Source organism: Pseudomonas sp. LB1P83 (assembly GCF_054897885.1).
Genome location: NZ_CM142709.1, coordinates 4,311,521 through 4,332,113 on the forward strand (window position 1 = coordinate 4,311,521; position 20,593 = coordinate 4,332,113).

At 59.3% G+C, this 20,593-nt stretch carries 17 protein-coding genes; 7 read left to right on the forward strand and 10 right to left on the reverse strand.

All coding sequences use genetic code 11. The annotated features are described in order from the left end of the window. Positions 1-208: 208 nt before the first annotated feature. Entirely contained in the window at positions 209-2,872 is a 2,664-nt protein-coding gene (gene gyrA, locus ACYZTY_RS19745; RefSeq protein ID WP_461955117.1) for a DNA gyrase subunit A, read from the reverse strand. A gap of 447 nt (positions 2,873-3,319) precedes the next feature. Further along, positions 3,320-4,396, reverse strand: coding sequence for an S-methyl-5-thioribose-1-phosphate isomerase (mtnA, locus tag ACYZTY_RS19750; RefSeq protein WP_461955118.1), 1,077 nt, complete (start codon positions 4,394-4,396; stop codon positions 3,320-3,322). A 108-nt stretch (positions 4,397-4,504) separates the two neighbouring features. Here mtnA and ACYZTY_RS19755 point away from each other — a divergent pair, with 108 nt between their 5' ends. The 5 genes from ACYZTY_RS19755 to ACYZTY_RS19775 all read left to right on the forward strand — a co-directional run bounded on the left by ACYZTY_RS19755 (position 4,505) and on the right by ACYZTY_RS19775 (position 9,483). Further along, on the forward strand, positions 4,505-5,836 hold the full coding sequence (locus ACYZTY_RS19755; RefSeq protein ID WP_461955119.1) for a TRZ/ATZ family hydrolase: 1,332 nt from the start codon (positions 4,505-4,507) through the stop codon (positions 5,834-5,836). A 61-nt stretch (positions 5,837-5,897) separates the two neighbouring features. Continuing rightward, positions 5,898-6,596, forward strand: coding sequence for a bifunctional 2-polyprenyl-6-hydroxyphenol methylase/3-demethylubiquinol 3-O-methyltransferase UbiG (gene ubiG, locus ACYZTY_RS19760; protein WP_131061361.1), 699 nt, complete (start codon positions 5,898-5,900; stop codon positions 6,594-6,596). Between the two features lie 4 nt (positions 6,597-6,600). After that, entirely contained in the window at positions 6,601-7,272 is a 672-nt protein-coding gene (gene mupP, locus ACYZTY_RS19765; protein ID WP_461955120.1) for an N-acetylmuramic acid 6-phosphate phosphatase MupP, read from the forward strand. 170 nt (positions 7,273-7,442) lie between these two features. Then, positions 7,443-8,183 (forward strand): YciK family oxidoreductase, encoded by a 741-nt coding sequence (locus ACYZTY_RS19770; RefSeq protein WP_461955121.1) that lies wholly within the window; start codon positions 7,443-7,445, stop codon positions 8,181-8,183. A gap of 373 nt (positions 8,184-8,556) precedes the next feature. Further along, positions 8,557-9,483, forward strand: coding sequence for a GGDEF domain-containing protein (locus tag ACYZTY_RS19775; protein ID WP_461955122.1), 927 nt, complete (start codon positions 8,557-8,559; stop codon positions 9,481-9,483). Between the two features lie 102 nt (positions 9,484-9,585). Here the strand turns inward: ACYZTY_RS19775 and ACYZTY_RS19780 are convergent, their stop codons facing one another. From ACYZTY_RS19780 to ACYZTY_RS19810, 7 genes are all read right to left on the reverse strand, one after another. Continuing rightward, positions 9,586-10,347, reverse strand: coding sequence for a TenA family transcriptional regulator (locus ACYZTY_RS19780; protein ID WP_461955123.1), 762 nt, complete (start codon positions 10,345-10,347; stop codon positions 9,586-9,588). Positions 10,348-10,425: 78 nt separating this feature from the next. Next, positions 10,426-12,885, reverse strand: coding sequence for an EAL domain-containing protein (locus ACYZTY_RS19785; protein WP_461955124.1), 2,460 nt, complete (start codon positions 12,883-12,885; stop codon positions 10,426-10,428). 135 nt (positions 12,886-13,020) lie between these two features. After that, positions 13,021-14,838, reverse strand: a complete 1,818-nt coding sequence (locus tag ACYZTY_RS19790) for an ABC transporter ATP-binding protein (RefSeq protein ID WP_461955125.1) — start codon at positions 14,836-14,838, stop codon at positions 13,021-13,023. Next, the gene (locus ACYZTY_RS19795) at positions 14,831-15,469 is read right to left on the reverse strand and encodes a DsbA family protein (protein ID WP_461955126.1); all 639 of its coding nucleotides are present in this window, start codon (positions 15,467-15,469) and stop codon (positions 14,831-14,833) included. Before ACYZTY_RS19795 ends, ACYZTY_RS19790 begins: the two co-directional genes overlap by 8 nt. 3 nt (positions 15,470-15,472) lie before the next feature. Beyond that, a complete protein-coding gene (trhO, locus tag ACYZTY_RS19800) occupies positions 15,473-16,414 on the reverse strand; it encodes an oxygen-dependent tRNA uridine(34) hydroxylase TrhO (protein WP_461955127.1) in 942 nt (313 codons plus the stop codon). A gap of 184 nt (positions 16,415-16,598) precedes the next feature. Then, positions 16,599-16,898, reverse strand: a complete 300-nt coding sequence (locus ACYZTY_RS19805) for a BolA family protein (protein ID WP_461955128.1) — start codon at positions 16,896-16,898, stop codon at positions 16,599-16,601. Between the two features lie 12 nt (positions 16,899-16,910). After that, the gene (locus ACYZTY_RS19810) at positions 16,911-17,441 is read right to left on the reverse strand and encodes a DUF2059 domain-containing protein (RefSeq protein WP_461955129.1); all 531 of its coding nucleotides are present in this window, start codon (positions 17,439-17,441) and stop codon (positions 16,911-16,913) included. Between the two features lie 191 nt (positions 17,442-17,632). Here ACYZTY_RS19810 and ACYZTY_RS19815 point away from each other — a divergent pair, with 191 nt between their 5' ends. Next, complete coding sequence (locus ACYZTY_RS19815; protein WP_461955130.1) at positions 17,633-19,027, forward strand: class II fumarate hydratase; 1,395 nt, start codon at positions 17,633-17,635, stop codon at positions 19,025-19,027. 116 nt (positions 19,028-19,143) lie between these two features. Here ACYZTY_RS19815 and ACYZTY_RS19820 read toward each other — a convergent pair whose 3' ends face one another. Then, positions 19,144-20,103 carry a DMT family transporter gene (locus ACYZTY_RS19820; protein WP_461955131.1) on the reverse strand — a complete coding sequence of 320 codons (960 nt, stop codon included), beginning with the start codon at positions 20,101-20,103 and terminating at the stop codon, positions 19,144-19,146. A gap of 210 nt (positions 20,104-20,313) precedes the next feature. Here ACYZTY_RS19820 and ACYZTY_RS19825 point away from each other — a divergent pair, with 210 nt between their 5' ends. Then, positions 20,314-20,508, forward strand: a complete 195-nt coding sequence (locus ACYZTY_RS19825; protein WP_461955132.1) for a DUF6316 family protein — start codon at positions 20,314-20,316, stop codon at positions 20,506-20,508. The last annotated feature ends 85 nt before the right edge of the window (positions 20,509-20,593 follow it).

Sequence of the window (20,593 nt, forward strand, 5' to 3'; positions counted from 1 at the left end):
ACAACATCAATCGACACAGAGTCCCTGCTGAAGCACAGCTTCTGTAGGAGTGAGCCTGCTCGCGATGCTGGCGCCGCGGTATGTCTGGCGCATCGCGGTGATGCAATCGCGAGCAGGCTCACTCCTACAGGGTTCTCCATGGTGTCGATATTTTCGTACAAGACAAACAACAAGGGGGCGAATTTTCATCCGCCCCCTGTTTGTCCACTTACTCTTGTGGCTCTTCGTCAGCAGCGGCGTCGAGTTGCTGATCTTCAACAACGTCGTCGATCACGACTTCGCCGTCGAACACCGCACCCTCTTCGCCCTCTTCACCCTCAAGCTCTTCGCCCTCGACTTCCGACGGCTCCTGAACCCGCTCCAGACCAACCAGCGTTTCATCACTGGCCAGTTTGATCAGGGTTACGCCCTGGGTGTTACGACCCAGGCTGGAGACTTCGTCGACACGGGTACGAACCAGGGTGCCCTGGTCGGAAATCAACATGATTTCCTCGCCGTCGAGCACCTGGACTGCACCGACCAGACGGCCGTTACGGTCGTTGCTGACCATGGCGATAACGCCCTGACCGCCACGTTTGTACTCAGGGAACTCGGAGATCGCCGTGCGCTTGCCGAAACCACGGGCCGAAGCGGTGAGGATCTCGCTGCCTTCTTCCGGGATCAGCATGGAAATCAGCTTCTGGCCTTCCGGCAGACGCATGCCGCGAACACCGCGGGCGGTACGGCCCATGGCGCGAACGTCGGTTTCCTTGAAGCGAGTCACCTTGCCGCCGTCGGAGAACAGCATGACTTCGCGCTCACCATCGGTAATGGCGGCAGAAATCAATACGTCACCTTCGTCCAGCTCCAGCGCGATCAGGCCGACGCTGCGTTGACGGCTGAAGGATTCCAGCGGGGTCTTCTTCACGGTGCCTTTGGCAGTGGCCATGAAGATGAAGTGACCTTCGGTGTATTCCTCGACCGGCAGCATGGTGGTGATGTATTCATCACTGTCCAGCGGCAGCAGGTTGACCAGCGGACGACCACGGGCAGCGCGGGACGCTTCCGGAATTTCGTAGGTTTTCAGCCAGTACACTTTGCCTTTGCTGGAGAACAGCAGCAGCGTGGTGTGGCTGTTAGCGACCAGCAGGTGAGCAATGTAGTCCTCATCCTTCACGCCGGTAGCCGATTTGCCTTTACCGCCACGACGCTGGGCCTGGTACGCAGCCAGCGGCTGGGTCTTGGCGTAGCCACCGTGGGAGATGGTCACGACGCGCTCTTCTTCCGGGATCATGTCACCCAGGGTCAGGTCGAGACGGGCATCGAGAATTTCGGTGCGGCGCACGTCGCCGTATTCGGCGCGGATCACTTCCAGCTCTTCGCGGATCACTTCCATCAGGCGCGTAGCGCTGCTGAGGATGCGGATCAGCTCGCCGATCTGGTTGAGGATCTCTTGATACTCCGCCAGCAGCTTTTCGTGCTCCAGACCGGTCAGACGGTGCAGACGCAGTTCCAGAATGGCTTGCGCCTGTTCCGGCGACAGGAAGTATTTACCTTCGCGCAGACCGTATTGCGGGTCCAGGGTCTCTGGACGGCAGGAGTCGGCGCCGGCGCGCTCAACCATCGCAACCACAGCGGACGACTCCCATGCGGTCTTGATCAGCGCTTCCTTGGCTTCCGACGGCGTCGGCGAAGCCTTGATCAAGGCGATGACCGGGTCGATGTTCGACAGGGCAACCGCTTGACCTTCCAGGATGTGACCACGCTCGCGCGCTTTGCGCAGTTCGAACACGGTACGGCGGGTAACGACTTCGCGACGGTGACGAACGAACGCTTCCAGCAGGTCCTTGAGGTTCAGGATCCGCGGACGGCCGTCGATCAGCGCGACGATGTTGATACCGAACACCGCCTGCAGCTGGGTCTGGGCGTAGAGGTTGTTGAGGATCACCTCAGGCACTTCGCCGCGACGCAGCTCGATCACGACGCGCATACCGTCCTTGTCGGACTCGTCGCGCAGCTCGGTGATGCCTTCGAGCTTCTTCTCTTTTACCAGCTCGGCGATCTTCTCGATCAGACGGGCCTTGTTCAGCTGGTAAGGGAGTTCGGTGATGACGATCTGCTGACGGCCACCGACCTTGTCGATGTCTTCGATCATCGAGCGGGCGCGCATGTAAATGCGCCCGCGACCGGTGCGGTAGGCTTCGATAATGCCGGCGCGACCGTTGATGATCGCGGCGGTCGGGAAGTCCGGACCGGGGATGTATTGCATCAGCTCATCGATGGTCAACTCAGGGTTGTCGATGAGGGCCAGGCAACCGTCGATGACTTCACCGAGGTTGTGCGGCGGGATGTTGGTCGCCATGCCCACGGCGATACCGCTGGAGCCGTTGACCAAAAGGTTTGGAATACGGGTCGGCATGACCGCAGGGATCATTTCGGTGCCGTCGTAGTTCGGCACCCAGTCCACGGTTTCTTTATGCAGGTCAGCCAGCAGCTCGTGCGCCAGCTTGGTCATGCGCACTTCGGTGTATCGCATGGCGGCGGCGTTGTCGCCATCCACGGAACCGAAGTTGCCCTGGCCGTCTACCAGCAGGTAGCGCAGCGAGAATGGCTGCGCCATCCGGACGATGGTGTCGTACACCGCGGTATCACCGTGCGGGTGATACTTACCGATTACGTCACCGACAACACGGGCAGATTTCTTGTACGGCTTGTTGAAGTCGTTGCCCAGCTCGCTCATCGCGAACAGCACACGCCGGTGCACGGGCTTCAAGCCATCGCGCGCATCCGGCAGGGCCCGCCCGACGATTACGCTCATCGCGTAGTCGAGGTAGGACTGCTTCAGCTCGTCTTCGATATTGACCGGGAGGATTTCTTTGGCCAGTTCGCCCATGAGAAGCTCGATTCCTTTTTCTGGTGAAACTTCGTCACATCCATATGGGACGAACGAAGCTCGCCGCTGCAGGCTGAGTGCCATGCACCGACTTACGACAAATCAACAAGATGAACCATGGATTTGCGCAGTAAAGACAACCCCGTGGGACTGCCTCGGAAAACGCCGGATGTTATCACAAGAGCCGCCACGCACCTATCCCCCAGATGCGCATGGAGTGTAGTTAGTTGACTGGTGGCAGGCTTAACGGGGACGAGAGAGGCTTAGAGGCATTTTGAATGCAAAATTTCGGGAGGAATGAAAGCTATTTGGTGTCAGTTAATGCCCATTCGCGGGCAAGCCTCGCTCCTACATTGAATCGATGCCGCTCGCAAAAGATGCGACCGACGCGATCAATCGTAGGAGCGAGGCTTGCCCGCGAAGGCAATTAACAGGCACCAAATATCTTCAATGCAGACGCTTACGACACATCAACTGCGCCATTTTCGCGGTGTCCGGGCGTTCGACGATGCCTTTTTCGGTAACGATCGCATCGATCAGGTCCGCCGGGGTCACGTCAAACACCGGGTTGAACGCATCGACATCCGCCCCGACCCGCTTGCCGCCGACTTCCAGCAACTCGCGACCATCGCGTTCTTCAATAGGAATCTCATCGCCGCTGGCCAGGTTCATGTCGATGGTTGAACTCGGCGCCACCACCATGAAGCGAACGCCGTGGTGCATGGCGTTGACCGCCAGCTGATAGGTGCCGATCTTGTTGGCCACGTCGCCATTGGCGGTGATCCGGTCCGCACCGACGATCACCCAGGTCACCCCTTTGGTTTTCATGATGTGCGCGGCGGCAGAGTCGGCGTTGACGGTCACGGGAATGCCTTCATTGGCCAATTCCCATGCAGTCAATCGCGAACCTTGCAGCCATGGGCGGGTTTCGTCGGCGTAGACGCGCTCGACCATGCCTTCGATAAAGGCCCCGCGAATCACCCCCAGCGCCGTGCCAAAGCCGCCGGTCGCCAACGCGCCGGTGTTGCAATGGGTCAGGATCGCTTGCGCATTGCCCTGGTGCTTGCGGATCAGGTCCACACCCAGCTGCGCCATAGTCAGGTTGGCTTCGCGATCGCTTTCATGAATGGCGATGGCCTCCGCCTCCAGCGCCGCCAGAGGGTCGGCATTACCCTTGAGACGATCAAGGCGGTCACGCATGCGGGCCAAGGCCCAGAACAGGTTCACCGCCGTCGGACGGGAATCGGCCAGCAACGCGTAATCCTCTTCCCACGCGGCCTGCCAGTCACCGCCCTCGGCAATGCGGGCGCGGGCTGCCAGCACCATGGCATACGCGGCACTGATGCCAATCGCCGGCGCACCGCGCACCACCATCGAGCGAATGGCTTCGGCCACGCCAGCGGCGCTGGTGTAGGCGATCCACGTTTCCTCGAACGGCAAAATACGCTGATCCAGCAGGTACAGGACGCCATCACGCCAATCGATGGCCTTCACCTTCTCCGCAGCCAACAGTCGATCGCGCATCCCACACCCCGCACTCATGAACAAAAGCCGCCGATTATAGCGATCCCCCCGCGAAGACGCTCGGGTATACTTCGCCATCCTTTACAAAAGCACTGGAACCGACCTTCGATGCCGAACACTGCCGCTGCGCTCGACCTGTTATTGCTGCCGACCTGGCTGGTACCCGTCGAACCCGCTGGCGTTGTCCTCAAAGAGCACGGCCTGGGCATTCGCGACGGGCGTATCGTGTTTATCGGCCCACGGTCGGCTGCGCTGAAGCTTAACGCAACCGAAGTACGTGAGTTGCCGGACATGTTGCTTAGCCCCGGCCTGATCAATGCCCATGGTCATGCGGCGATGACGCTGTTCCGGGGCTTGGCCGACGATCTGCCGTTGATGACCTGGCTGGAAAACCACATCTGGCCCGCCGAGGCCAAGTGGGTCGATGAAGCGTTCGTCCGCGACGGCACGGACCTGGCCATCGCCGAGCAGATCAAAGGTGGCATCACCTGCTTCTCTGACATGTATTTCTTCCCGAAGGTTGCCAGCGAGCGGGTGCATAACAGCGGTATTCGCGCACAGATCGCCATTCCGATCCTCGATTTCCCGATTCCAGGCGCCAGCACGGCGGACGAGGCCATTCGTCAGGGCGTCGAGTTATTCGGCGACCTCAAGCACCACGAGCGCATCAAAGTCACGTTCGGCCCCCATGCGCCCTACACCGTGGGCGACGAGAACCTGGAAAAAATCCGGGTAATCGCCGAAGAACTGGACGCCTCGATTCACATGCACGTTCACGAAACCGCTTTCGAAGTGCAGCAATCGGTCGAGCAGCGCGGTGAGCGCCCACTGGCTCGACTCGGGCGCCTGGGCCTGCTCGGGCCACGCTTCCAGGCCGTTCACATGACCCAGATCAGCGATGAAGACCTGGTGTTGCTGGTAGAGAGCAACACCCATGTGATTCATTGCCCGGAATCCAACCTCAAGCTGGCCAGCGGCTTCTGCCCGGTCGAACGCCTGTGGCAGGCCGGCGTCAATGTCGCCGTCGGTACCGATGGCGCGGCCAGCAATAATGACCTCGATTTGCTCGGCGAAACCCGTACTGCCGCGTTGCTGGCCAAGGCTGTTGCCGGCTCGGCCACCGCGCTGGACGCCCATCGCGCGCTGCGCATGGCCACGCTCAACGGCGCCCGCGCGCTGGGGATCGAGGCTGAAGTCGGTTCGCTGGAGGTCGGCAAAGCCGCGGACATCGTGGCATTCGATCTGTCGGGCCTGGCGCAGCAGCCGGTCTACGATCCGGTGTCGCAGCTTATCTACGCCACGGGCCGGGACTGCGTGAAACACCTGTGGGTCGCCGGCAAGCAACTGCTCGACGACCGTCGCTTGACCCGCCTCGACGAAGAACAGCTCTGCGCCACTGCCAAGGCCTGGGGTCAACGCATCAGCGGCCACACCGAATAGTAAGCCCCCCGGACTGAACACCGGGGCAACAGGATTTTTCAAGTTTTAGAGGACTTAAACCATGAGCAACGTCGACTACGCCGAAATCGCCAAATTCGAAGCCCTGGCCCATCGCTGGTGGGATCGCGAAAGCGAGTTCAAACCGCTGCACGACATCAACCCGCTGCGGGTCAACTGGATTGACGAGCGGGTCAGCCTGGCCGGCAAGAAAGTCCTCGATGTGGGCTGCGGTGGCGGCATCCTCAGTGAAGCCATGGCCCAGCGCGGTGCTACCGTCATGGGCATCGACATGGGTGAAGCGCCGCTGGCGGTCGCGCAACTGCATCAGCTGGAATCCGGCGTGAGCGTCGAATACCGGCAGATCACCGCCGAAGCGCTGGCAGAGGAAATGCCCGAGCAGTTCGACGTGGTCACCTGCCTGGAAATGCTTGAGCACGTGCCAGATCCGTCGTCGGTGATCCGCGCCTGCTTCAAAATGGTCAAACCGGGTGGCCAGGTGTTCTTCTCCACCATCAACCGCAATCCAAAGGCGTATCTGTTCGCCATCGTCGGCGCTGAATACATCATGAAGCTGCTGCCACGCGGCACTCACGACTTCAAGAAATTCATCCGTCCTTCCGAGCTGGGTGCCTGGAGCCGCATGGCCGGCCTGACCGTCAAGGACATCATCGGGCTGACGTACAACCCGCTGACCAAGCACTACAAACTGGCGGCCGATGTGGACGTCAACTACATGATCCAGACCCTGCGCGAGGAATAAGCCGATGCGAATCAGAGCAGTCCTTTTCGACATGGACGGCACGCTGCTCGACACCGCGCCGGACTTCATTGCCATCTGCCAGGCGATGCTGGCCGATCGCGGCTTGCCGCCGGTGAACGACAAACACATCCGCGACGAGATTTCCGGCGGCGCCAAGGCGATGGTCGCCGTGACCTTCTCCATGGACCCGGAATCCCCAGGCTTTGAAGAACTGCGCCTGGAGTTCCTCGAGCGCTACCTCAAGGATTGCGCGGTTCACAGTAAGCTGTTCGACGGCATGGGTGAACTGCTGGCCGACATCGAGAAGGCCAACTTGATCTGGGGCGTGGTGACCAACAAGCCTGTGCGCTTCGCCGAACCGATCATGCAACGACTGGGGCTGGCAGAACGCTCGGCGCTGCTGATCTGCCCGGACCACGTGAAGAACAGCAAGCCGGACCCGGAGCCGCTGATCCTGGCGTGCAAGATGCTCGACCTGGACCCGGCCAGCGTGCTGTTTGTGGGCGATGACCTGCGCGATATCGAGTCCGGTCGCGATGCTGGCACCAAAACGGCCGCCGTGACCTACGGGTACATTCACCCGGACGACAACCCGCGGCATTGGGGGGCGGATGTGGTGGTCGATCATCCGCTGGAGTTGCGCAAAGTGCTTGATAGCGCGCTCTGTAGTTGCTGACCTGACTGGTTGCCGGATGCTTTGTGGCGAGGGGATTTATCCCCGTTGGACTGCGCAGCAGTCCCTTTTTTGGGGTCGCTCCGCAACCCAACGGGGATAAATCCCCTCGCCACAAAAGCCCTCTCGCCACAAGTGCGATGCCTGTCTATTGAATTGTTGTGAGGTTTCTTATGTTTGATTATTCCGCCCGCCCTGAATTGCTCAAGGACCGGGTCATCCTGGTCACCGGCGCAGGTCGCGGCATTGGCGCTGCGGCTGCGAAAACCTACGCAGCCCATGGCGCAACCGTACTGCTGCTGGGCAAGACCGAAGCCAATCTGACCCAGGTCTATGACGAGATCGAAGCCGCCGGACATCCACAACCCGCCGTGATCCCGTTCAACCTCGAAACCGCGCTGCCTCATCAATACGACGAACTGGCCGCGATGATCGAAACAGAGTTCGGCCATCTCGACGGTTTGCTGCACAACGCGTCGATCATTGGACCGCGCACACCGATCGAGCAACTGTCCGGCGAAAACTTCATGCGCGTCATGCACGTCAACGTCAACGCCATGTTCATGCTCACCAGCACCTTGCTGCCCCTGCTCAAGCTGTCCCAGGACGCTTCGGTGGTGTTCACCTCCAGCAGCGTCGGTCGCAAGGGGCGTGCGTATTGGGGCGCTTATGGCGTGTCCAAGTTTGCCACCGAAGGCTTGATGCAAACCCTGGCCGACGAAGTCGACACCGTGGCACCGGTGCGTTCCAACAGCATCAACCCGGGCGCCACCCGCACCAGCATGCGCGCCCAGGCCTACCCGGGTGAAAACCCACTGAATAATCCTACGCCCGAGGAGATCATGCCGGCCTACCTCTACCTGATGGGCCCGGACAGCACTGGCATCAACGGCCAAGCTTTCAACGCCCAGTAACAACCGCACGTCGCTTTTTGTGTCGCGTCGACTTCCCGGCGCGGCACTCAAAGTACCCTCTACCTACGTCCGTTTCAGTCAAAGGGCCGTCGCCCTTCCGGGTAAAAAATCACTCAACCCTCTTAATATATTGATTTGTAACGTTTTTTATTAGACGGAACTCATTGGCATGACTTTCGCTCTAAATTTGCTCAGACACGCCGTGTGAAAGCAATCAGGCAGACACCGCAATCGATAGGTTACTAATCTTCGATAAAGCGGACTAAACTTGCGCCAAATGTCCTACGGGACTGATGGATCAGTATGACGCGCAGCCCAAAGCCGCTCTCACCCAGCCTGTAAGACAGCCTTACTGCTTAGGGGCTCACGCCATATGAAATCACCATCCCAGACCAACGCAATTGACTTCGACAGCGCCAAATTGCAACGCCTGGGCTTTGGTCAGCAACCTCCCATTCTGGAGCGGCCATTCAGCCTTGCACAATTGCGCCAGCAACTCGGCCAGCAGCTGCAAACCAGTCTTGAGCCACAACGCATTCTCGGACTTTTCTTCCGTGAAATTCAGCGCCTTGTACCGCTGGACGCGCTGAATTTTCAGCACCCGGGCAGTGACTTGCGCCTGGAGTTCGGTCAGCGCGGCCATCATTCAGTCACCTACAGCCTCAGCCATGAAGGCGAGAACCTGGGTGAACTGGTGTTCCGCCGCAATCAGCGATTCAGCGAATACGAACAGGGCAATCTGGAATCGTTGCTGTCCACTCTGCTGTTTCCGATGCGTAACGCCCTGCTCTACCGTGCCGCGACGCAAAGCGCATTGCGCGACCCATTGACCGACACTGGCAACCGCGTCGCCATGGATCAGACCCTGCAACGCGAAATCGAGATGTCGCGACGCCACTTGATGCCGTTGTCGCTGCTGATGCTGGACATCGATCACTTCAAAAACGTTAACGATAATTTCGGCCACAGTGCGGGTGATGACGTACTCAAGGCTGTCGCCGCCTCGATCAAGAGCCAGCTGCGCAATGTGGACATGGTGTTCCGGTTTGGGGGCGAAGAGTTCCTGATCCTGCTGTCCAACACCAGCCGGGAAGCCGCCGCCATGATCGGCGAACGACTGCGGTTTGCCGCGCAGGCGCAGAACTACAAGGCCGATGGCAATATGGTCGAGCTGACAGTCAGCCTGGGGTGCTCGACCCTGCTGCCGGGCGAGTCTGCCGAGAGTTTGTTGCGACGGGCCGACAGCGCGCTGTATGTCGCCAAGCGCGAAGGGCGTAACCGGTTGGCCATGGCGGGTTAAAACCTCCAGCGACACCGTAAAACACATGTGGGAGATTTTATGCTGCCGGGTTGCCCTGCAACATAGAATCTCCCACATTTTTTGGTGTGTGCTGCCTATGGATCAGCTTTCGGCCAATGCCATGCGCTCACGCGCGACCGGCGCCTTTTCCGAGTGTTCCAATTGCATGCAGCGCTCCAGAAACAGGTACATGTAGTCGTAGCTCTTGCAGACAGCCTCGCGCAACTCCACTTGCAGGGATTTGCTCGGATTCATGCCCGCCAGCGTGCAGATGATTTCCAGCGCTTCCCAAGGATGGGCATCGTCGTACTGGGCGTGCATCTTCAACCATTTCATGGCCCGCTTGCGATCTTCCTCCGGGAACGCTGCGGCGTAGACACCATTGGAACAGACCAGTGCCGACCACTCCCCGGTCGCGCCTTCGATGGCGTAGTTGGTCGCGGCAATGGCGACAATCAACGAATCCGCCGAACTGGTGTGCCAGCACCAGTGACTCAAGGCGTGAAGCTCAGGGGCAACTTGCTGCGCTTGCAGATCTTCCAGGCTCACGCCATGGGCCCGACTCCAGTTCACCCAGTAATCGGCATGGTTAAGTTCGACACGAATGTTACGCATCAACCAGCGACGCGCCATGTCTTCACCTGGATGGCGGGCAAAACGAGTCTTGGTCAGGTTTTGCGCCATGTACAACGCGAACTGTTCAACTACGGGCCAGCCACCAATCAGGTACTGACGCATGGTTTTTGCGCTGAGTTTATTATCTCGCATGCGCTGATACAGTTCGTGTTCGACAACCCGGCGCTTACTCTCGCTGCAATCCTTGATGAGCTGTTGCGCCCATACGGGATAACTTGCAGCTTCCATGAGTGGTCCGGTTCGGTTGAATGTGTCGATCACTGTCGGGCTCCTTTTGATTGTGATTGTTAGGATCAGCAAGAGATTTCAACGGAACGTGCCGGGCGCCTTGAATAACAAAGGTTGAGGCCTGGCAGGACGACTTTGCAAACTATCGCAGGTAAACAGATGCGGGCGTTCAATGACATACCCTTGAGCGAAATCCACCCCGATCTCCAGCAATGCCTGCTCGATCTGGGGTGTTTCTACAAACTCGGCAATCGTACGCTTACCCATGACATGGCCGATGTGGTTGATCACTTCTACCATGGCGCGGTTAATCGGGTCGTCCAGCATATCCTTTACGAAACTTCCATCGATCTTCAAGAAGTCTACAGGTAAATGTTTCAAGTAGGCGAATGAGGACATCCCGGCGCAGAAGTCATCCAATGAAAAGTGGCAGCCTAAACCTTTGAGTTCATTGATAAATCTAATTGCACTTCCCAGATTTGAAATTGCACTGGTTTCTGTAATTTCAAAACAAATCATTTCAGGTGGAATAGACCATACAACAAACTGTTCCCTCAGGAAGTCCAGAAACGCGTCATCTCCGATAGTAGTGCCTGACAGATTAATCGCACACATCGCCAAAGGACCTTTGCGTTCTTCGGCTATACATTGGGCAATGATCTTGAAGACGTTCTGCACTACCCAACGATCAAGTGCCGTCATCAGGCCATAACGTTCGGCGGCCGGAATAAAACTGTCAGGCAATATCATGCGCCCGGCTTCATCATGTAAACGCAACAGGATTTCTATATGCCCGCCGCCGTGTTCGGTATGTCCAAGGGGCGCGATTTCCTGGGAGTACAGGCAAAAGCGGTCCTCTTCCAGGGCCATGTGCAGACGCTGTACCCACGCCATCTCTCCGAAACGCAGGGACAACTCCGAATCATCGGCGTTATACACCTGAACACGGTTACGCCCCTTCTCCTTGGCCATGTAACAGGCCATATCAGCGGCACGCAGCGAAGCTTCGAGGGTGGTCGGGGTTTGCGCGACATGCACCATCCCGATGCTCACCGTCGTGACGAATGGCCGGCCTTTCCAGACAAAGTGCAGGTTCTGCACGGTATGGCGCAGGCTCTCGGCAATTTTCTCGGCCGCTTCCGGCGCACAGTTTTCCAGCAAAATGCCGAACTCGTCACCGCCCAGCCGGGCCAGGGTGTCGCCTTCGCGCAGGCCTGATTGCAACAGCGCACAGATATGCCGCAGCAGTTCGTCACCCGCCGCGTGGCCGCAGGTATCGTTGACCAGTTTGAACTGGTCCAGATCAAGGAACATCAAGGTGTGGCGCCCGGCGTACCGCGTCAGGTTGTGCAGCGCCTGCTCCAGGCGATACTCGAACTCGCGACGATTGGCCAGCCCGGTCAAGGCGTCATGGGTCGCCTGCCAGGACAGGTTGGCGATGTACTGCCGCTCCTGAGTCATGTCATGCAACACCAGCACGGCGCCACTGACCTTGCCGGCATTGCGGATCGGCGCCCCGACCAGGGTGACCGAGACGGTGCTGCCATCCAGGCGCTGGATCAGTTTGGAATGTTCGCTGCCACCGCTGAGCTGACCGCTCAAAATATGCTCGATCAAGGTAAAACCATCAGCCTGGGCGTTTTCATCCAGCAGATTGAACAAGGCTGCCAGCGGCAAACCGATGGCGTGCTCGCCTTTCCAGTGAGTCAACGCTTCGGCAGCCGGGTTCATGTAGGCGATTGCACCGTCGACATCCGTGGTGATCACCCCATCGCCGATGGATTGCAGGGTAATCTGCGCTCGCTCTTTCTCCAGCTGCAAGGCCTCGGCAAAGGCATGGCGCTGCTTGAGCAGTTTGTGCGTGCGCATCAGGGCCAATGCAATCAAACCCAGGGCCGTGGCCAGGTTTGTCACCAGCAGCAGGCGCAGAATCAAGCGCGAGCCCTCGCCCAAGGCATCGCTGAAGGCTTTGGCAGCAGGCGTCACACCATCGTTGATCTCAAATATCTGGTCTTTCCAGCGTTTGATGTCGGCGTTCGAAGCCTGACGCTCGGTAATGCGCTGATGCATCTCCCGGGCGACGTTATCGAGTTGAACCAGGTACGCGTCACCCACCGTCCAGCGGTCGATGGCTTTTTCCAGGTAGCTGAAATGCCGGAAATTGAGGTACAGCCAGATCAGGCTGGAGACGTCGTCGGGGTGATTGCCACCCTTGAGAATTGCCACCCGCGCGGATTCGATATTCGGTGGCTGGTGATCCAGCGCCACGCGCAACTCGTGGCCACCCTGCGGTACGGCAATCGCGTTCTGGTACTTGTGGAAAATGGCCTCATCGCGACTGTCCGCGTAGAGATTGAGGTAATAGATGGCGTCCTTCTGGCCCTTGGACCACAGGCTTTCCCCGGCCACATAGCCGCGAACCGCCGAAAGTACATAAAGACTGACCCCGCCCAACAGCGCTTGAAATAGCACTACGGCAATAAATGGCCAGACGATGCCCAATAACCTTGGGGTTCCGAGAGTCCGCTTTTGCTTCATGAGGTCCCTTGCATTAGCACTGCCAGATCATCATCCAACGTGATCGCTACAGCTAGACTAGGGTGCGTATTGGATCCCGGCAAGCCAGCGCCGATATTTGTGCGCAATCTGGGGTCAACATGGCGCGAACTGTCACTAATGCTGCTGCAAATGTCCATAAAGCTTGGCGTACAAACCACCTTCGGCAATCAGTTGCTGATGGTCGCCATCCTCGGCAATTTGCCCGCCGTCGAACACTAGCACCCGATCGGCCTGCTTCACCGCCGACAAACGATGCGCAATGATCAGCGTGGTGCGGTGGCTCAGGAATCGCGCCAGCGCCTGGTGCAGGTTGTATTCGGTGGCCGCGTCCAGCGCCGAGGTGGCCTCATCGAGAATCACCACCTTGGGTTCGGCCAACACCATCCGCGCAATCGCCAGCCGTTGCCGCTGGCCACCGGACAAACGCACACCTGAACGTCCGACAATGCTGTCCAAACCCTCAGGCAACGCTCGAACAGTTTGGTTCAGCTGGGCAATTTCCAGCGCTTGCCAGCACGCCTCGTCGCTGCGCACGCGGCCCATCGTCAGGTTGGCGCGAACGGTGTCGTTGAACAGCGCGGGGTGTTGCAGGACCACGGCGACGTTTTCGCGCACGGTCTCCAGGCCGATTTCTTGCTGGGTCGAGCCACCGAAACGGATGGTTCCGGCGAGGGGCGTGTACAAGCCCAGCAGCAATTGCACCAGCGTGCTTTTGCCGCCGCCACTGGCGCCGACGATCGCCACTTTCTCGCCGGGGGCGATGGAAAGGTCCATCTGGTTCAACACCAACTCGTCACCGTACCCGAAACTCAAGCCCTGGACTTCAATGCCCACGGTGTCCCGACCCTGGAACGGATCAACACCGCCGGGGTATTGCGGCTCATCGGCGCGGGCCAGCAGCTCGTTGATCCGCGACAGCGCACCGCCAGCGGCGTAATAGGCGTACTGCAAATTGAGCAGTTGTTCCACTGGACCGATCATGAACCACAGGTAGCTGAACACCGCCAGCATCTGGCCGATGGACAAGTCGGAGAACAATACGGTGAGCATCGCCGCAGCGCGAAAAATATCGATGCCGAACTGGAACAGCAAGCCACTGGCGCGGTTCGACGCATCGGTCTTCCACTGAGAATTGACGGCGTAATCGCGCACTTCCCGGGCTCGATGCCCCAGACGCCCGAGGAAAAACCCCTGACGGTTGCCGGCACGCACTTCCTGAATCGAGTCGAGGGTTTCGGTCAGGGCCTGGGTGAAACGCGAGGTGCTGTCGTTCTCGAGCTTCTTCAGGTGTTTGACCCGCTTGCCCAGTTGCACCGTGGCGTAGATCACCAGCGGATTGAACAGCATGATCAGCAGCGCCAGCTTCCAGTGCATCCAGATCAGAATGCTCGCGGTGCCGACCAGCGTCAGCATCGCCACCAGGAATCGGCTGAGTGTCTCGCCGACAAATTTGTCCAGCGTGTCCAGGTCCGTCACCAGGTGCGTGGTCACCGTGCCGCTGCCCAGGCTTTCGTACTCGCCCAGGGAAATGCGCTTGAGCCGTTCGATCAGCCGTATGCGGATGCGATACACGATGTCTTTGGCCAGCGCCGCGAACAACTTCGCCTGCACCACGTTGAACAGCAAGGCGCCACAACGCAGGAACAAGGTCACCAGCAGCATCAGGCCGATATAGCCCGCCGCTTTCTGCCAGCCTTCAGGCAACGCGTGGTTCATGATTTTCAGCGCGGAATCGCCGTGTCCCAGCAGCACTTCGTCTACCAGCAATGGCAGCAGCAAAGGAATCGGCACGCTGCACAGGGTGGCCAACACCGCCACGCCATTGGCGATCCACAGGGATTTTTTATGGTGAAGGGCCAAGCGACGGATTTCAGCCCAACTCAGCCGATCGACACGCTTGGGAGCTGGCGTGTCATCGGGCACGTCATGCACAGGCAGCGCGCTCCAGCCAACGGCCGAGCAACGGAGACAATACGCTGAGCGACTGATAGCCATTGGTCAACAGCGCCAGTTGCCCATTACGTTCGGCCAACAGCGTAGGAAAGCCGGCGATGCCGAGGTCCTGGACCCAGGTGAAATCGGCAGCGGTCGCGGCGTGCTGATCGGCACGGTCGAACGCGGCAGCAAACTCGATGCGCGGCAGGCCGGCCTGCTCGGCCAACTCGACCAGGACACTGGCGTGGGTGACGTCCCGGCCTTCGGCGTAGAACGCGTGTTGAATCAGCCCGAGCAGTTTCCACGCGCAGTCCGGCGCCAGGTAGCGCGCCGTCACCAGCGCCCGGCACGCAGGCTCGGTGTCGTAGACAAAACCTTCCGGCAACGCGCCTTCGATTTTGAACGGTTGGCCGGTGGCCTCAGTGACCGCCTGCCAATGCTCAAGAATATAACGCCGGGTGGTCGGCTCCAGCGCCGCGCCGCTGCCGGTGCGCAAGCCGCCGACCACCAGATGCACGTCCACCCCCGCCGCCTGCGCCTGCTCGACCAGCGCGTTGGCGACGGGCGCAAAGCCCCAGCACCAGGAACACATCGGGTCCATCACATAGAGCAGGCGCTGTGCAGACATGGTTCAAGCCTCTGAAGGAGTTTGCTTGTAGTTGTAGCCGATCGGGTGAGGCAGGTTGCGCGCCTTGGCCAGTTCGATCTGCTTCTGCCGATCGATGGCGCTGCGACGGGTTTTCTCGCTCAGCGTATCCCAGCAATGCGGGCAACTGATGCCGGCCACGTAATGCTCGGATGCACGGTCTTCGACGCTGATCGGCGTACGACAGGCATGACATTGATCGTAGTCGCCTTCGCTGAGGTCATGGCGCACGGTCACGCGGTTGTCGAACACAAAACAGTCGCCCTGCCATTTGGTTTCTTCCTGCGGCACCTCTTCGAGGTACTTCAGAATGCCACCCTTGAGGTGGTAGACCTCGTCGAAACCCTGGCTGAGCATGTAGCTCGAAGCCTTCTCGCAACGAATGCCGCCGGTGCAGAACATTGCGACTTTCTTGTGCACGGCCGGGTCGAAATTGGCTTTGATGTAGTCGGGGAATTCGCGAAAACTGGTGGTTTTCGGGTCGATGGCGCCTTCGAAAGTGCCGATCGAGACTTCGTAGTCGTTGCGGGTGTCGATCAACAGCACTTCCGGATCGCTGATCAGGGCGTTCCAGTTCTCTGGATCGACATAGGTGCCGACCTTTTTGTTCGGGTCCACGCCTTCGACGCCGAGGGTGACGATTTCTTTCTTGAGTTTGACTTTGGTGCGATAGAACGGCTGGTCGTCGCAGTACGACTCTTTGTGGTCGATATCGTCCATGCGCGGGTCGTTCTTGAGCCAGGTCATCAGCCCGTCAATGCCTTCGCGGCTGCCGGACACGGTGCCGTTGATGCCTTCTTCGGCGATCAGCAGCGTGCCTTTGATGCCATTGTCGACCATTGCTTGCAGCAGTGGCTCGCGTAGGGCGATGTAATCTTCCAGGGTGACGAACTTATACAGTGCCGCCACGACAATCTGTTGTGTCATGGGTGATTCTCCAGGTGGCTACCCTCGTAAGGGGTGAACCGGATGCGAAAAAAAACGCGCCGGGTGAGCGGCGCGTTGCGGATTCTAGCAAAAATAAACGCTTCTGTAGGAGCGAGGCTTGCCCGCGATAGCGATCTTGAGTACGCCTTCGCGGGCAAGCCTCGCTCCTACAGGTAGCAGGACATCAATGTTTGCTACCGCCAGCACAGGTTGGCGAGGCCGGAGCCGCGTCGATCTGTGCCCATTCTTCCGGCGTGTAGGTATGCAGCGCCAACGCATGAAACTCACCCATCAGCTCGCCGAGCGTGCCGTAGACTTTCTGGTGACGCTTGACGCGGTTGAGCCCTTCAAACTGCTGGCTGACCACCACCGCCTTGTAATGGGTTTGCAACCCACGACTGTGCATATGGCTTTCATCCAGCACTTGCAGATACTGCGGCTGCAACAGGCCCAGCGTCGATTCGATGCGTTGTTGCATGGTCATACCCGGCTCCGCTTAAGGCTTTTTCTTGACAGCAGGAGCAGCAGCGCCGGCTTTAGGGTCCAGCTCGTTGGTCATGTCAGCCAACAGCTTGTTGACCACAGGCACCGCGCTTTCCAGCTTGGCTTGAGTCATCTGGGCCGATTGCTGAGTCAGCTGCGGCATTTTTTCCAGGACTTTCTTGCCCAGTGGCGACTTGTAGAACGCAACCAGGTCTTTGAGCTCGGATTCGCTGAAGTTGGTGGTGTAGAGCTTGACCATGTCCGGCTTCAGCTTGTTCCAGCCAATGGCTTGGTCCAACGCGGCGTTGGCTTTGGCCTGGTAGGTTTCCAGCAAGGCTTTTTTCGATTCAGGGGCTTTGGTCTGTTCAAAGCGCTGAGCGAACATTTGCTGCACTTGCATGTACACCGGAGTGCCCAATTTGTCAGCGTGCGCCAGGGTCAGGAAAGCTTCGGCACTGGCGTTGTGGCTGGCGGTATCGGCAAAAACAGGGCCGCTGGCGCAAACCAGTGCAACCGCGGTACAGATGGCACGAAGACGAGTCATCGAGTTTCCTTTTCTAGCAGGCGAGGTAAAACCCCAAGGGCGTCCATTCTGCGCCTAAAAAAGTGTGTCACTCAACCCCAAGCCTTGTCGGGCCTGAATTAGAGGGGTTGAACGGTCAAAATCCAGTCCGATGGAACCACGGCCGGCGATCACGGCCTAAACTGCGCTATCGACCTACAGGAGTGTGCAAGATGAGCCGTATCGAAACCGACAGCCTTGGCCAGGTGGAAGTCCCGGATGAGGCCTACTGGGGCGCTCAGACGCAACGCTCGCTGATTAATTTCGCCATTGGCAACGAACGTATGCCGCTGGCCGTGCTGCACGCACTGGCCCTGATCAAGAAAGCCGCGGCGCGGGTCAATGACCGCAACGGCGACCTCCCCGCCGACATCGCCCGCCTGATCGAACAGGCCGCCGACGAAGTGCTCGACGGCAACCACGATGACCAGTTCCCGCTGGTGGTCTGGCAGACTGGCAGTGGCACCCAGAGCAACATGAACGTCAACGAAGTGATCGCCGGTCGCGCCAACGAGCTGGCCGGCAATCCGCGTGGCGGCAAAACCCCGGTTCACCCCAACGACCACGTCAACCGCTCCCAAAGCTCCAATGACTGCTTCCCGACCGCCATGCACATTGCCGCCGCCCAGGCGGTGCAGCAGCATTTGCTGCCGGCGATCAGTGAACTCTCTGGCGGGCTGGCAGAGTTGTCGGCACGGCACATGAAACTGGTCAAGACCGGCCGTACCCACATGATGGACGCCACGCCGATTACCTTCGGCCAGGAACTCTCGGCGTTCATCGCGCAACTGGATTACGCCGAACGGGCGATCCGCAGCGCGCTGCCGGCGGTCTGTGAACTGGCGCAGGGCGGCACCGCGGTCGGCACCGGCCTGAACTCTCCCCACGGTTTTGGTGAAGCGATCGCTGCGGAATTGGCCGCCCTCTCCGGCCTGCCGTTCGTCACCGCGCCGAACAAGTTCGCTGCGCTGTCCGGCCATGAGCCGCTGACCACCCTGTCGGGTGCGCTGAAAACCCTCGCCGTGACCCTGATGAAAATCGCCAACGACCTGCGTCTGCTGGGCTCCGGGCCACGAGCAGGTTTTGCCGAAGTGAAACTGCCGGCTAACGAACCGGGCAGCTCGATCATGCCGGGCAAGGTCAATCCGACCCAGTGCGAAGCGCTGTCGATGCTGGCGTGTCAGGTCTTGGGCAACGACGTTGCCATCGGTTTTGCAGCGAGTCAGGGGCACTTGCAGCTGAACGTGTTCAAACCGGTGATCATCCACAACCTGCTGCAATCGATCCGCCTGCTGGGCGATGGCTGCAGCAACTTCCAGCAGCATTGCATCGCCGGGCTTGAACCGGATGCAGCGAAAATGGCTGAACACCTGGAGCGTGGATTGATGCTGGTGACGGCGCTGAACCCGCATATCGGCTACGACAAATCGGCGGAGATTGCCAAGAAGGCCTACAACGAGGGGCTGACGTTGCGAGAGGCCGCGTTGCAGCTGGGGTATCTGACAGATGAGCAGTTTGATGCCTGGGTAAGGCCGGAGAATATGTTGGAAGCGGGTGCCAAGGGTTAAGGTTTTCGGTGCCTGACAGTCAGTCTTCGCGGGCAAGCCTCGCTCCTACAGGGAATGAAGTGCGACATAGATCTTCTGTAGGAGCGAGGCTTGCCCGCGAAGAACGATAACGCGGCCTAACTGGCCGCCACCCGCACCTTGCGCGCCTTGAGCCCGGCAATCAACGACGGCCCCAACGCTACCAACGCCGAACCCACCACCACCAACACTGCCCCGCCATACCCCAGACCATTGATCGTCTCGGCATGCACATACTCCGGCCACGCCCACGCCGCCACGGCCACCGCGCCAAACGTCACCAACGGCGTAATCGCCAGCGTCGCACTGACCCGCGAAGCTTCCCAATGAGCCAGCGCTTCGGCAAAGGCGCCATAGGCGATCAAGGTGTTCATGCAGCACCCCAGCAGCAACCAGCCTTGCAGCGGACTCAATTGCAGTGCCTCCAGCGGATGCACCCACGGCGTCAGCAACAGCGCGCAGAACAGGTAGATCACCATCATCACCTGCAACGAGTTCCACACCGTCAGTAATTGCTTCTGCCCCAGCGCGTAAAACGTCCAGACCGTCGACGCCAGCAGCACCAGCAACACGCCCGCGGTGTAATCGGTCAACGAGGTCAACAACTCGGTCAAGCGTTGATTAAAGAAAAGTGCGAAGCCAATCAGCAGCACCAGCAGACCAATCCCCTGCCCCACACTGAACCGTTCCTTGAACACAAACAGACTGGCGATCAGCAACATGATCGGCCCCATCTGCACCACCAGTTGCGCGGTGCCGGGGCTGAGCAGGTTCAGGCCCATCAGGTACAGCACGTAGTTGCCGACCAGTCCGAGCACCGCCATCAACACCAGCCAGCCACCGCGCGGGCCCAGGACTTTGCGGCTCGGCAGGCGTTGGGTCGCCGCCAGATAAATGAACAGGCACCCACCGGACACCGTCAGGCGAAACCAGGTCACCGTTACCGGGTCCATCACCAGCAGGACTTGTTTGAGCTTGATCGGCAGGATTCCCCACAGAACCGCGGTCAACAAGGCCAGGAACAGACCGTAAACCCAGCGACCGGATGAAATGTGCATGCGAACCCCAAAGCCAGATGGCAAGAAACACCATTCTAGGCGCAGACCCCGGCGCGACACAGGGACAGTTGGTGGCTGGCCGCGAATGAAACTGTGCAGGTCGCACCATTAATTTGACGATGTGCCGTCGATCAGTTGGTCAGGCGCCGCAAGTGGTTCATGCATAAGCTCATTGGATCCACCATCCGGAACATACCTCAGGAGATCGCCATGTACGGCATGCGCGCCCAGGACAACGCCCCCGCTACGCACTTTCGTTGCGACCGGGTGTGCCGTGTGAACGGGGAATTGTATTTCAGCACCCGGGAAAACACGCTGGAGGGGCCGTTTGATAATCCGCAGTCGGCAGAGCGGGAGATTCAGGCTTATATCGCGCGGATGCAGGTTTGGGGTGCCCACCGTTAGACCGCGGCGCTGCCATCGCGAGCAGGCTCACTCCCACACTTGACCGAGTTCCCCCATAGGAATGCGGTCAAAATGTAGGAGTGAG

Coding starts and splice junctions, on each gene's coding strand:
- gyrA (WP_461955117.1), bottom strand. CDS start 2,872: ATGGGCGAACTGGCCAAAGAAATCCTCCCGGTCAATATCGAAGACGAG.
- trhO (WP_461955127.1), bottom strand. CDS start 16,414: ATGACACAACAGATTGTCGTGGCGGCACTGTATAAGTTCGTCACCCTG.
- ubiG (WP_131061361.1), top strand. CDS start 5,898: ATGAGCAACGTCGACTACGCCGAAATCGCCAAATTCGAAGCCCTGGCC.
- ACYZTY_RS19815 (WP_461955130.1), top strand. CDS start 17,633: ATGAGCCGTATCGAAACCGACAGCCTTGGCCAGGTGGAAGTCCCGGAT.
- ACYZTY_RS19820 (WP_461955131.1), bottom strand. CDS start 20,103: ATGCACATTTCATCCGGTCGCTGGGTTTACGGTCTGTTCCTGGCCTTG.
- mupP (WP_461955120.1), top strand. CDS start 6,601: ATGCGAATCAGAGCAGTCCTTTTCGACATGGACGGCACGCTGCTCGAC.
- ACYZTY_RS19825 (WP_461955132.1), top strand. CDS start 20,314: ATGTACGGCATGCGCGCCCAGGACAACGCCCCCGCTACGCACTTTCGT.
- mtnA (WP_461955118.1), bottom strand. CDS start 4,396: ATGCGCGATCGACTGTTGGCTGCGGAGAAGGTGAAGGCCATCGATTGG.
- ACYZTY_RS19775 (WP_461955122.1), top strand. CDS start 8,557: ATGAAATCACCATCCCAGACCAACGCAATTGACTTCGACAGCGCCAAA.
- ACYZTY_RS19785 (WP_461955124.1), bottom strand. CDS start 12,885: ATGAAGCAAAAGCGGACTCTCGGAACCCCAAGGTTATTGGGCATCGTC.
- ACYZTY_RS19805 (WP_461955128.1), bottom strand. CDS start 16,898: ATGACCATGCAACAACGCATCGAATCGACGCTGGGCCTGTTGCAGCCG.
- ACYZTY_RS19770 (WP_461955121.1), top strand. CDS start 7,443: ATGTTTGATTATTCCGCCCGCCCTGAATTGCTCAAGGACCGGGTCATC.
- ACYZTY_RS19795 (WP_461955126.1), bottom strand. CDS start 15,469: ATGTCTGCACAGCGCCTGCTCTATGTGATGGACCCGATGTGTTCCTGG.
- ACYZTY_RS19755 (WP_461955119.1), top strand. CDS start 4,505: ATGCCGAACACTGCCGCTGCGCTCGACCTGTTATTGCTGCCGACCTGG.
- ACYZTY_RS19810 (WP_461955129.1), bottom strand. CDS start 17,441: ATGACTCGTCTTCGTGCCATCTGTACCGCGGTTGCACTGGTTTGCGCC.
- ACYZTY_RS19780 (WP_461955123.1), bottom strand. CDS start 10,347: ATGGAAGCTGCAAGTTATCCCGTATGGGCGCAACAGCTCATCAAGGAT.